12 protein-coding genes are annotated in these 11,939 nt (G+C 63.0%); all 12 read right to left on the bottom strand.

The genetic code is table 11. The annotated features are described in order from the left end of the window. Positions 1-50: 50 nt before the first annotated feature. Complete coding sequence (locus tag HU748_RS07160; protein ID WP_186666446.1) at positions 51-1,613, bottom strand: flagellar hook-associated protein 3; 1,563 nt, start codon at positions 1,611-1,613, stop codon at positions 51-53. 13 nt (positions 1,614-1,626) lie between these two features. Next, positions 1,627-3,672 (bottom strand): flagellar hook-associated protein FlgK, encoded by a 2,046-nt coding sequence (flgK, locus tag HU748_RS07155; protein ID WP_186711015.1) that lies wholly within the window; start codon positions 3,670-3,672, stop codon positions 1,627-1,629. A gap of 12 nt (positions 3,673-3,684) precedes the next feature. Further along, positions 3,685-4,878, bottom strand: a complete 1,194-nt coding sequence (gene flgJ / locus HU748_RS07150; protein ID WP_186719837.1) for a flagellar assembly peptidoglycan hydrolase FlgJ — start codon at positions 4,876-4,878, stop codon at positions 3,685-3,687. A gap of 11 nt (positions 4,879-4,889) precedes the next feature. Further along, positions 4,890-6,005, bottom strand: a complete 1,116-nt coding sequence (locus tag HU748_RS07145; RefSeq protein ID WP_186719835.1) for a flagellar basal body P-ring protein FlgI — start codon at positions 6,003-6,005, stop codon at positions 4,890-4,892. A 6-nt stretch (positions 6,006-6,011) separates the two neighbouring features. Next, positions 6,012-6,707: a flagellar basal body L-ring protein FlgH gene (gene flgH / locus HU748_RS07140; RefSeq protein ID WP_054891899.1), complete on the bottom strand. Its 696-nt coding sequence runs from the start codon at positions 6,705-6,707 to the stop codon at positions 6,012-6,014. Between the two features lie 60 nt (positions 6,708-6,767). Continuing rightward, positions 6,768-7,553 (bottom strand): flagellar basal-body rod protein FlgG, encoded by a 786-nt coding sequence (gene flgG / locus HU748_RS07135; protein ID WP_063545695.1) that lies wholly within the window; start codon positions 7,551-7,553, stop codon positions 6,768-6,770. Positions 7,554-7,601: 48 nt separating this feature from the next. Beyond that, the gene (locus HU748_RS07130) at positions 7,602-8,342 is read right to left on the bottom strand and encodes a flagellar basal body rod protein FlgF (RefSeq protein WP_054891901.1); all 741 of its coding nucleotides are present in this window, start codon (positions 8,340-8,342) and stop codon (positions 7,602-7,604) included. 209 nt (positions 8,343-8,551) lie between these two features. Further along, positions 8,552-8,734 carry a hypothetical protein gene (locus tag HU748_RS07125; protein WP_186666449.1) on the bottom strand — a complete coding sequence of 61 codons (183 nt, stop codon included), beginning with the start codon at positions 8,732-8,734 and terminating at the stop codon, positions 8,552-8,554. Between the two features lie 72 nt (positions 8,735-8,806). Then, positions 8,807-10,165, bottom strand: a complete 1,359-nt coding sequence (flgE, locus tag HU748_RS07120; protein ID WP_186711013.1) for a flagellar hook protein FlgE — start codon at positions 10,163-10,165, stop codon at positions 8,807-8,809. 30 nt (positions 10,166-10,195) lie between these two features. Further along, entirely contained in the window at positions 10,196-10,882 is a 687-nt protein-coding gene (gene flgD / locus HU748_RS07115) for a flagellar hook assembly protein FlgD (protein ID WP_186666453.1), read from the bottom strand. A 16-nt stretch (positions 10,883-10,898) separates the two neighbouring features. Further along, entirely contained in the window at positions 10,899-11,342 is a 444-nt protein-coding gene (gene flgC / locus HU748_RS07110) for a flagellar basal body rod protein FlgC (RefSeq protein WP_054891905.1), read from the bottom strand. 2 nt (positions 11,343-11,344) lie between these two features. Next, positions 11,345-11,752, bottom strand: a complete 408-nt coding sequence (gene flgB / locus HU748_RS07105) for a flagellar basal body rod protein FlgB (protein WP_186719833.1) — start codon at positions 11,750-11,752, stop codon at positions 11,345-11,347. Between the last annotated feature and the right edge of the window lie 187 nt (positions 11,753-11,939).

Below are 11,939 nucleotides of genomic sequence, written 5' to 3'. Positions count from 1 at the left end.
GGCGAGGCAGGCTCGTGGGACGATCACCCCGCGATCACCCGCACCTGGGTTCAGATGTAGTTGACCAGCGACAGGCCGGCGATCTTGGCATAGGACTGCAGCGAGGCCTGGAGCATGTTGGTCTGCATTTGCAGGCGCAGCATCACCGTGGCCGGGTCGCTTTCGCGGATCGAGCTCTGGGTCTTGCTGTTTTCATTGCCCAGTGCTTCGTTGGTTTCGGCCTGGACATCCAGCGCCGCGCCGCGACCACCGATGGCGCTGATCGAGGAGCTCACCTGGTTGGTGGCGCTGGCGATGTTGCCGATTGCCGAGTCCAGCGAGGCGAGGAAGTTCTGGCGCGCCTTGGGATCATTGTCCATCGGCACGCTCAACGCGGTGCGCAGTTGGCCAATGGTGTTGAGCATGTTCTGATTCTGGTGGGTGTCGACCTTGATCGCGAACGAGTCACCAGCATTGGGTGCACCGGACAACTGGAAGCTCACGCCCGAGGCCGTGGCAGTGTTGCCCGCCAGGGTGCCGGTGGAGATCGGCCGGCTGTTGTCGGTGAGCGGCGCTGCATACAGCTCGAAGTCGGTAGCGCTGGTGAACTTGAGCACCGCGCCGCCACCTGGGAACGAGGCGTTGTACTGCGCCTGGTTGCTGATGGTGGCGTTGTTGACCTGGGTGCCGGAGGTGTTGCCTGGGCTACGCGAGCCAGCGATGGCATCGGGCTTGGAGCTCAGGTTGAAGGTGTGGCCGGCAATCGCGGTGTCCGGGTTGTCACCCGGCTGCAGGGTGATCTTCAGGCGCAGGTCGACACCGCGGAAGGAGATCGTGCCATTCTCGGCATTCGGGTTATAGGTCCCGCCCTGCGAGGCTTCCAGGGTCACGTCGTTGTTGCCCGAATCGAGGATGCGGTACTGGGTGCTGCTGAGGAACTCGATACGGTACGGCTCGCCACTGCGGAAGCGGTCGTTGAACGTCGCGCTGCCGGATACCTGGCCATTGGACAGGCTGACCCGACCATCGTCCACCGCCGGAGCGGTCAGGGTGGTCTGGCTGCGGCTGGTGTTGAGCGCCTGCTCGAAGGCGTCGAAACCGGTCTCGTTGGCCGCCAGGCTGAGCATGTCGCCCACCTGCAGTTTCAACTGGCCCTGGTCGCCCTGATAGCTGTAGGTGCCGTCGGCGTTGCGCACGTAGGGCGGGGTGTCGCCCTTGGAACCGGAGAACAGGTACTTGCCGTTCTCGTCCTTGCTGTTCATCAGCGAGAACAACTGCTCTTCCAGCGAGCCCAGCTCGTCGGCGTTGGCCTTGCGGTCGGCGTCGGTAAAACCGGCGTTGCCCGAGCTGATCGCCAGCTCGTTGACCCGCTGCAGCACCTTGCCGATGGCATCGAGGGTGCTTTCGGAGGTGCTCAGCGAGTTGCGCACATTGGTGATGTTGCTCTTGTACTGGTCGAGCATGTTCTGTTGCTGCTCGAGCTGCAGCAGGCGCGAGGCGCCCACCGGATCGTCGGCCGCAGTACGCACGCGGATGCCATCGCTGGATTCCTGCTGGGTTTTCACCACGTTGCTGAAGCCGCGCTGATAGTTGGCGCTGCTGGTGTTGTAGAACTGCGAAGTGGAAATGCGCACGGTCTACGGCTCCTTAAAGGCTGTTGATCAAGGTGGCGAAGGTTTCCTGGGCCGCCTTGATGATCTGCGACGACGCGGTGTAGTACTGCTGGAACTTGATGAGGTTGCCGGTCTCTTCGTCGATCGACACCCCGGAGACGGCGTTGCGGCCATCGAGCGCCGACTTCTGCAGGGCATTGGTGGCGTCGGAGTCCATGCTCGCCTGGCCAGCCTTGCCGCCGACGTTGGACACAAGCTTGGCGTAGGCATCGGTCAGGCTGATGCCCTTGCCGTCGGCGCCGACTTCCACGGTGGACTTGGTCTGCAGGTCGATCACCGACTTGGCGTTGCGGTTGTCGGAAGAGCCTGCACCGGTCAGCGAGACGGTGAAGCTGTCACCGTTCTTCGGTGCACCGGCCACTTCCATCTCGAAGGTGAACGAACGCTGGGTGGCGCCATCCATGATCGGGTTGCCGGCGCCATCGACCATCGGCACCGAGAGCTGCAGCTTGTTGCTCTGGCCGGGCACGATGGTGCCGGTGCCGATGGAGTTGCCCTTGGCGTCGTACAGGGTGTAGCCCTGCGGAGACGCGCTGTCGTCGCCGAACACCAGCTTGACCGGGGTCGAATATTTCAGGCCGGTCTGCAACTGAGTGCGATCGGTGGCGTTGTAGATGTCCAGCTTGGAGGTCAGGTTCGGCTGGGTGATCTGCCCGGTGCCCTTGTTGCCCGAGCCGCTCACTGCACCCAACGGCGCGGATAGCGCCAGGCGCTTGGGATCGGTGAGCACCGACTCGATACCGGCAGCGGCGTTGCGGGTCGGGGTGATCTTGAAGCTGTCGCCAGCGGCAACGGCGCCACCATTGAGCGAGAGGCTGAAGCCATCGATCACTTTCGGTGGGTTGTCGTTGAGGTCGAAGTTGCCCATGTCGGTGCCTTCGGGCAGCTTGCGCACGTTGTAGCCGGTGGCACTGGTGAAGGTCACCTGGTAGTCGCTGGTGCCGAGCTTACCGGTGTCCTTGATGGTCACATCGAGGTTGCCGGAGCCTGCACTGTTGCCCTGGCGGGCGATGCTGCGCTCGCTGATGGCCTTGGCGCTGTTGATGTCGCCGAACAGCAGCGCGCCGAATTCACCATTCTTGTCGACGCCCTGGCCGAGCTGGCTGTTGATCGCATCGGACACCACCAGTGCCACCCGGCCCAGCTCGTTGAGCGCAGGATCCAGGGTGTCCTTGCGGTAGCGCAGCAGGCCACCGAGCTCGCCACCGGTGGTGGTGTCGGTGATGTCCATCTTGGTGCTGCCGCGGTTGATCATCAGGCTCATGCGCGTCGGATCGTTGCGGTTTGGCGCGACCTCGAGGGTCTGGGTGGTCTTGCCCAGTACCAGTGCCTGGCCGTTGGGCAGGTAGATGTCGTAGTTGCCTTCGCGCTCCACCACCTGGCTGCCGATCAGCTTGTTCAGTTCGCGCACGGCGCCGTCGCGCTGGTCGAGCAGATCGTTCGGCTGGCCCTGGATCGCCGACACGCGCGCGATCTGGTCGTTGTACTGGGCGATGGTCGAGGTGAGCTGGTTCACCTGGTCGGCGATCGACGCCATGTTGGCGTTGATGTTGCTGTTCTGCTGGTTGAGCTGCGTCGACAGGCTGTTGAAACGCTTGGCCAGCGATTGCGCGCTGGTCAGCAGCAACTGGCGAGAGGCATCTTCGTTGGGCTTGGCCGCCGCGTCCTGCATGGCGGTGAAGAAGCCTTTCAGGGCAGCCGTGATACCGGTGTCAGCGCTCGACAGGGCAGTGTCGAGCGGATTGATCTGGTTCAGGTACGAGTTGGCATCGCTGGACAGCGAGGTGGTGGTGCGCAGTTGGTTCTCGAGGAACGAGTTGTACACTCGACGCACGTCGGCCAGCGTGGTGCCGCTGCCGATGAAGACGTTGCCGTTCTGCTGCGAGCCCTTGGTCTTCTGCACGTTCTGCTGGCGCGAGTAACTGTCCACATCGGCGTTGGCGATGTTGTTACCCAGGGTGTACATCCCCGACTGCGCGGCGCCCAGCCCCGACATGCCAATATTGATCAAGCTCGCCATGATTCGCTGCCCTTAAAGTTGCGTGGTGGTCCCGAGCATTGCGTAGCTCGTGTCCGACTTCATCTGTCTTGCGATCTGCGAGATCTTGCTGGCGTAGTTCGGGTCGGTGGCATACCCGGCCTTCTGCAGCTCTCGCACAAACTGCTCTGGGTTATCGGCAGACTTCACCGCATCTTGATAGCGCGCATTGTTCTGCAGCAGGCTGACCAAGTCGTGGAAGCTGTCCTGGTAGGAGTCGTAGGAACGGAACGCTGCCGTTTCCTTGACGAACTGACCGTTGCGGAACTCGCTGGTGATCGCCCTCGCCTCGCCGCCCTGCCAATTGCCGGTGGCCTTGATGCCGAACAGGTTGTGGCTGCTGCTGCCATCGGTGTTGCGCATGACCGATTTGCCCCATCCGGTTTCGAGGGCAGCCTGGGCGACCAGGTAACGCGGGTCGATACCGATGCGCTTGGCGGCCTGCTCGGCCATCGGCAGCATGGTGGCGACGAACTCGTCGCTGTCGGCGAAGGCTTTCTTCGGCGCCAGCGGCGGCTGGGCCACGGCGCGCCCGAGAATCTGCATGCCATGCCCCGGTGCGGCGAAGGCCTGGGCCGGCTCCCAGTCGCCGGTGGCCACGCCACCGGGCGGAATATCGCCACGACCCGGCAATGCCGAGGTGTTGGTCGCAGCCGGATTGCCGGCCGACGGCACGATGCCGGCGAGCAGACGGTCGGTGAGCTTGCCCGGCAGCGCCAGACGCCGCGCATTGAGCGCTGCAACGTCGTTGCGGGTAGACGCCGATTCGGCGGTCAGGGCCGGTGCGACCACTTTCGTGCCCCACAACGCCGGCGCATTGCCGTCGATACGCGGGAACGGGCTGGTGTTCGGGCGCACGGCCTTATTCTTGGACAACTGGCGCACCAGCACGTCCTGCAGGCCGATACCGCCGCCTTCGCGGGACATGCTCACGGCCAACTGCTGGTCGTACATGTCGCGGTACTGCTTGACCGTCTCGGTGTTCATCGGATCGTCGGCAGCCAGCACATCGCCGGCCTTGCGCGAGGCCTTGAGCATTTCGCCGATGAACAGCGACTCGAACTCCTGGGCCACCTTGCGGATGTTGGCATCGCTGTCGCGATCCCCGTGCTTGAGCGAGCTCAGGCGGTTGAGGTCGGTGTAGGCGCCGCTGTCGGCGGCACTTGAAACCAGGCTCTTCGGATTCATCGCCAGCGTCCTCAGATCACGATCAGGTCGGCCTGCAAGGCGCCGGCCTGTTTCAGGGCTTCGAGGATCGCCATCAGGTCGCCCGGTGCCGCGCCGACCTGGTTCACCGCACGGACGATTTCATCCAGCGTGGTGCCTGGGCCGAACTTGAACATCGGCTTGGCTTCCTGTTGCGCATTGATCCGCGAACGCGGCACCACGGCAGTCTGGCCATTGGAGAACGCCCCCGGCTGGCTGACGATCGGGTCTTCGGTGATGGTCACGGTCAGGCTGCCGTGGGTGACGGCGGCCGGCGATACCTTGACGTTCTGGCCAATGACGATGGTGCCGGTACGCGAGTTGATGATGACCTTGGCCACGGCCTGGCCAGGATCGATCTCCAGGTTCTCGAGGATCGACAGGTAGTCGACCCGCTGGCTCGGGTCCATGGGCGCGGTGACGCGCACCGAACCGCCGTCCAGCGCCTGGGCAACACCCGGGCCGAGCAGTTCGTTGACCTTGTCGACGATGCGCTTGGCGGTGGTGAAGTCCGGGCGATTGAGGTTCAGGGTCAGGCTGTTGCCCTGGTTGAAGCCGCTCGGCACCGCGCGCTCGACCGAAGCACCGCCAGGGATGCGACCGGCCGACGGCACGTTGACGGTGATCTTCGAGCCATCGCGACCTTCGGCATCGAAACCACCGACCACCAGGTTGCCCTGGGCAATGGCGTAGACGTTGCCGTCGATACCCTTGAGCGGGGTCATCAGCAGGCTGCCGCCGCGCAGGCTCTTGGAGTTGCCGATCGAGGACACGGTGATGTCGATCACCTGCCCCGGCTTGGCGAAGGCCGGCAGGTCGGCGTGCACCGACACCGCAGCGACGTTCTTCAACTGCACGTTGCCCGAACCTGGCGGCACCTTGATGCCGAACTGCGACAGCATGTTGTTGAAGGTCTGCAGGGTGAACGGGGTCTGGGTGGTCTGGTCACCCGTCCCGTTGAGCCCCACCACCAGGCCGTAGCCGATCAACTGGTTGGCGCGCACGCCGGAAATGCTGGCGATATCCTTCAGGCGCTCGGCGTGGGCGCCGAACGCGAAGGACAGGAGCAAGGTCGCGGCAATCAACTGCCTGGCGTTGAACATGGTCATCCGTACTCAGAAGGGCCAAAGCGGGCTCATGAAGAAGCGGTCCAGCCACCCGGGCTGGCTGGCATCGGCGAAGGAGCCGGTGCCCGAATAGGTGATGCGCGCGTCGGCCACGCGCGTGGACGGCACGGTGTTGTCGGTGGCGATGTCGTCGGCGCGGATCAGGCCGGCGATGCGTACCAGCTCTTCGCCGGTGTTGAGGGTCATCCACTTCTCGCCGCGCACGGCGATGATGCCGTTGGGCAGCACATCGGCCACGGTAACGGTGATGGAGCCGGTCAAGGTATTGCCCTGGCTGGCCTGGCTGGCACCTTTGGTGGCGCGCTCACCCTTGTACCCGGCGTTGAGCGACAGGTCGCCACCGCCGAACGGGTTGTTGGTGTTGGGCGTCGTCCCGAACAGCGAGGTCAGGCCGATATTGGCGTTGCTGTCCTTCTGGATCTGGGAACCGGCGTTCTTGCTCGCCGAGGTACGCTCGTTGAGGGTGATGGTGATGATGTCACCAACACGAAACGCCTTGCGATCGCCATACATGTTCTGCTCGAAACCGGCCTGGTAGATCGAACCGTTGTTGGCCGCCGACGGCAAAGGTGTACGCGGCAGTACAGGCGCGTAGTACGGGTCGTTGGGCTTTGCCGTCGGCGCAACGCAACCGGCCAGCAACACAGCCCCTCCCAGGGCGACGACGGACAACAGACGATTCATGACGCTTACCTCACGGTGTAACAGGCGCTGCAACAGCGGCCGGGTAGCTAGAGCCAGGACTTACAGTTGCTGGGTGACGAACGACAACATCTGGTCGGCGGTGGAGATGACCTTGGAGTTCATCTCGTAGGCGCGCTGGGTGGTGATCATGTTCACCAGCTCTTCGACGGTGCTGACGTTGGAGTTTTCCAGGGTCTGCTGCAGAGTGGTGCCGAAACCGTTCAGGCCCGGGGTGCCGACCTGCGGCGCACCGCTGGCGGCGGTCTCGAAGAACAGGTTGTTGCCGATCGCCTGCAGGCCGGCCGGGTTGATGAAGTCTGCGGTCTGGATGTTGCCGATGATCTGCGCAGCAGGGTTGCCGGTGGTGGTGATCGACACGGTGCCGTCCTGGCCGACGGTGAAGGTCTGGGCCTCCGGCGGCACGACGATGGCAGGCTCGAGGGCGAAACCATTGGCGGTCACGACCTGGCCATCGGAGTTCAGGTGAAAGGTGCCGTCACGGGTGTAGGAGACAGTGCCGTCTGGCTGCAGGACCTGGAAGAAACCACGACCGTTGACCGCGAGATCCAGCGGGTTTTCGGTGGTCTGCAGGCTGCCAGTCTGGAAGTTCTTCTGGGTGCCGACGATGCGCACACCGGTACCGACCTGCAGGCCCGAAGGCAGCTCGCTGTCCTGGGTCGACTGGGCACCAGGCTGACGCTTGGTCTGGTACAGCAGGTCCTGGAACTCGGCACGGTCGCGCTTGAAGCCGGTGGTCGAGACGTTGGCCAGGTTGTTGGAGATGACCGTCAGGTTGGTGTCCTGTGCGGACAGGCCGGTTTTAGCGACCCAGAGAGCCGGAAGCATTTAGTGTTCTCCTCGTGCGCCTGTTTTACGGCACCCGTTCAAAAGTGATTAGCTGATTTGCAAAACCCGAGCCATGGCTTCGTCGCCCTGCTCGGCGGTCTTCATCATCTTGACGTGCAGCTCGAACTGGCGGGACAGGGCCAGCACCGAAGTCATCTCTTCGACGGCATTGACGTTGCTGCCCTCGAGGAAGCCCGACACCACGCGGACATTGACGTCCGCATCGGCCGGCTGGCCGCTGTTGGTATGGATCAGGCCATCGAGGCCTTTGCTGATGCTCTTGATATCGGGGTTGACCAGCTTGATCCGATCGACCTCGGCCATGACGCGCGGGTCTTCACCCATGGCGCGGATGCTGATGGTGCCATCGTCACCGACCTCGACCTTCTGCTCTGGCGGAATGGCGATCGGGCCACCGTTGCCGATCACCGGCATGCCATTGCCGGCACGCAACACGCCGAGGGCGTCGATGTTCAGGCTGCCGGTGCGCACATAGGCTTCGCTGCCATCCGGGGCCTGCACGGCGATGAAACCGTTGCCGCTGACCGCCACGTCCAGCTCGCGACCGGTCTCGATCATCGGGCCTGCGGTAAAGTCGGTGGCAGGCCGCTCGCTCATGGCGAAGGCACGCGCCGGAAAGCTGTCGCCGAACACCGGCATCGAGCGCGCCTGCTCCAGGTCACGCTGAAAACCGGTGGTGGAAACGTTCGCCAGGTTGTTGGCGTGGGCCTTCTGTGCCACCGCGTTCTGGGCGGCGCCGGTCATGGCCACGTAAAGCATCTTGTCCACAGTCATCCTCCACTGCACTGGCGATCGATTGCCGCTCACCGTTGCTATGCAGGCTGTAAAGCAAGTTCCGAACCAACTTTTCCCGAGGCAAGAAAAAGCCCGTGGATACGGGCCTTTGGTGGTTTTCGTCGAGGGTGCAACGTCGGTTATCCGGCGCTGCTTTGCCGCTGGCGGCAAGGGGGTGCCAAAGTTCAGCAGTGGCGGTATTGCTAATCGCGACACCCACCATTGTTGTAAGGCCCGGCAAACCGCTTCCAGCCCTCCCCCGGCGACCACTGCGAACACACCAGTCGCCCATCCACCTGGCTTTCCCAGCGCCACCACGGCGCAGTACCGGCCTGAGCCTGGAGCAGGCATGCCGCCGCCAACAGCGCGACAGTCAGTTTCCTCATGATCCCTCCTGCAAAAACGACGAACCCCTTCACGGGAAAGGGGTTCGTCCAGACACGCTCAGCCAGCGACCATCAGGTCATCTGGATGATGGTCTGCATGATGGTGCTTTCGGTGGAGATGGTCTTGGCGTTGGCCTGGTAGTTGCTCTGCGCCTTGATCAGCTCGACCAGCTCCTGGGTCAGGTTGACGTTGGACGCTTCCAGCGAGTTGGACTCGACCGAGCCCAGGGTGCCGGTCTTCGGCGCGTCGATGCCTGGAATACCCGAGGAGAAGGTCTCTTTCCAACGCGTACCGCCGATCTGCTGCAGGCCCTGGTCGTTGGCGAAGCTGGCAATCGCAACCTGGCCGATGGCGCGAGACTGCTGGTTGCTGAAGCTTGCGAACATCACCCCGGTCGAGTCGATCGACAGGCTCGACAGGATGCCGGTGGCATAGCCGTCCTGATTCTGCGACATGCGCGCGGTCTCGGTGTTGTACGAGGTGGTGCTGTTCATGGCCAGGCGCATGCCGTCGGCATTGCCATCCGAACCGTTGGCCGCCCAGTTGCCTGCGGCATCCTTCGCGGCCGGGATCCAGCCCTTGAGGCTGAAGGTGTTGTTGGTCACGCTCCAGTTGGCCGCCGGCACCGTGGTGTTGTCGGTGGTCATGGCCTTGATGCTGCCGTCGGAGTTGAAAGTCATGGTGCCGGTCAGCGGCGTGGTGCTACTCGGGTTGAGCGGGTTGCGACCATCGACCAGGGTGTACATGGTCCACTCGTTGGTGCCGGTCTTGCGGTAGAACTGCTCCATGGTGTGCTCGTTACCCTGGCTGTCGTACACCTTGGTCGGGAAGGACTTGGTGTAGGTCGACTGGTCGGCCGGGTCGAACGGCTTGTTCGGCACCATCACCGGTGGGGTCGCGCCGTCGGACACCTCCAGCGGGATGGTGTCGGCGGAGGAGTTCAGGTTGATGCCCTGGTCGATCAGGGTAGTGGCCTTGGGGGCCAGCGCCGAGGTATCGATCTTCAGGTTGGTGAGGATGCCCTTCTGGATCTTGCCGGTGCTGTCGGCGGCATAACCTTGCAGGTTCAGGCCGTCGGAGGTCACCACGTTGTTGTCCTTGTCGGTGCGGAAGGCACCGGCACGGGTGTAGGTCAGCGAGCCGTTGTCGGACAGGACGAAGTAGCCCTGGCCCTGGATCCCCATGTCCAGCACGTTGCCAGTGTTGTTCACGTCACCCTGGGTGAACTGCTGCGACACGGCCGCCAGGCGCACACCGTTACCGACCTGGTTCTGGCCCACGCCCAGGCGGTTGGCGCCGGCGTAGACGTCGGCGAACTCGGCACGCGACGACTTGAAACCGGTGGTATTGACGTTGGCGATGTTGTTGCCGGTAACGTCGAGTTGCTTGTTGGCTGCGTAGAGACCGCTAAGGCCGATATTGAAAGACATGCATTGCTCCTTCTGCCGAACAGGCCGGCCTTAGATTCCGATGGTTTGTACTTTGGAGATGCCGACCTTGCCGATACCGGCCAGGTTGAGCATCATCTCGCCGCCAGTGCCACCCACGGTGACACTGGTGACGGTGGCTGGCAGCAGCGTGTACATCTCCTGAGCCTTGCCATCGACGGTGGTCGTCGCGGTAAAGGTGTAGTTGCCTGCAGCGACCTTCTCGCCCTTGTCGTTGGTGCCATCCCAGATGAAGTCGGCAGTGCCCTTCTTCTGTTCGCCCAACTGGATGGTCTTGACGACGTTGCCATCCTTGTCCTTGATCGTGACCTTGCCGCTCTCGATGTTCTGCGGCACCACGACCTGACCATTGAAGCTCTTGGTCGGATCGACCAACGCCTTGTCGTTCTGCACGATCACCGAGCGGCCGACCAGCGACGACGCCTGCAGTGCCTGGGACGAACCCAGCGAACCGGTAATGGCGTTGACCGACTCGTTGAGGGTCTGGATACCCTCCAGGCTGCTGAACTGCGCAAGCTGGGCAACGAACTCACCGTTGTCCTGCGGATCGAGCGGGTTCTGGTGCTGCATCTGGGTGACCAGCAACTGCAAGAAGGCATCCTTGCCGAGCGCGTTCTTGTCGGTCGGCTCGCTGGCTGGCTTCTTGGTGCCGTTGCTCACACCGGAATTGGCGAGCACATCATTAACATTGACTGCCATGCGTTGCGCTCCTCAATCACTGACCCAGGGTCAGCACCTTCTGCATCATGGTCTTGGCGGTGTTCATCAGCTCGGCGTTGGTCTGGAACGCACGGCTGGCGGAGATCATGTCAGCCATCTCCTCGACCACGTTGACGTTCGGGTAGTAGACGTAGCCGTCCTTGTTCGCCGCCGGATGATTGGGCTCGTAGCGGGCTTCCAGGTTGCTCTGGTCCTCGATGATCCCCTTGACCTGCACACCCTGGCCGGCCTGGCCCTGGTCGTCGAACAGCGACTGACCGGCGCCGTTCTGGGCCTGTTCGAAGGTGGTGGCGAACACCGGGTGGCGAGCGCGGTAGGTCTGGTCGATGCTCGAGGAGACGGTCTCGGCGTTGGCGATGTTCGAGGCGACGGTGTTAAGGCGCGTGTTCTGCGCGCTCATGCCGCTACCGGCGATGTTGAAGACACTGGCAAGGGACATGGTCACTCTCCACGCAGGGCCGATACCAGCCCTTTGAATTTACTGTTGAGCAAGGTGAAGCTGGCCTGGAAGTCGATCGCGTTCTGCGCATAGTTCGACTGCTCGATCTGTGCATCCACGGTGTTCTGGTCGATCGACGGCTGCACCGGCGTGCGGTACTTGAGACTGTCGTCGCCCATGGCCAGGCCTTCGGCCTCGATGTGGTGGCCGTTGGTGCGGGTCAGCGAAATACGCCCATTGCTTTGTTTGTCTGCCTCGGCGGCAAGCACCGAGGAGAAGTCCATGTCACGCGCCTTGTAGTTGGGCGTGTCGGCGTTGGCGATGTTGTTGGCCAGCACCTCGGCGCGCTGGGCGCGGAAACCCAGTGCCTTTTCATGGATGCCGAGGGCCTTGTCGAAGCTGATGCTCATGTCGGGGAACCTTCGAAGGTTGACCAGCGTTGCGTTGGCCAAGCTATAGCAAGGCCTGTGCCAACAGCCGCAGCCCCAGCAATACCGGGCATCATCTGCATCCGCGAGCAACGGCAATGCCAGAAAAGCGGCAAAGTGCTTCCGCTTGATGGCGAGTGAGCGGCAATTGCCGAGCGGCAAAAGCGGC

Origin of the sequence: Pseudomonas sp. RW3S2 (assembly GCF_014268955.1) — a bacterium.
GTDB classification, from domain to species: domain Bacteria; phylum Pseudomonadota; class Gammaproteobacteria; order Pseudomonadales; family Pseudomonadaceae; genus Aquipseudomonas; species Aquipseudomonas wayambapalatensis.
The sequence above is the reverse complement of the archived record's forward strand: the minus strand, read 5'-3'. Positions and strand labels throughout refer to the sequence as shown.